At 66.2% G+C, this 269-nt stretch carries 1 protein-coding gene; it reads left to right on the plus strand.

Annotated elements, in window-relative coordinates; all coding sequences use genetic code 11:
• Positions 1-269 (plus strand): LysR substrate-binding domain-containing protein (locus CVH10_RS20910; protein WP_369335930.1); only part of this gene is annotated, 269 nt, incomplete at both ends.

Raw genomic sequence — 269 nt, forward strand, 5'->3', positions numbered from 1 at the left:
AATTCCTCGCGGCCTACCCGGACGTGCAACTGAAGATCATCGCGTCGAACGAGGACAAGGAGGTCTACTCGCCCTCGGTCGACCTGTGCATCCGCTACGGCACCGGCATCTGGCCCGACCGCGAGGTGCGGCTGCTGACCCATGTGGAGCTGTTCCCGGTCTGCAGCCCGGCCATGATCAATGGCCAGCTGGGCGTGCGCTCAGTCGACGAGCTGCGCAGCCATCCGCTGCTGTGCGAAGACGGCGGCACCGAATGGACGCGCTGGCTG

This window comes from Halomonas sp. ND22Bw (assembly GCF_003011945.1).
Classification (GTDB): domain Bacteria; phylum Pseudomonadota; class Gammaproteobacteria; order Pseudomonadales; family Halomonadaceae; genus Halomonas; species Halomonas halophila.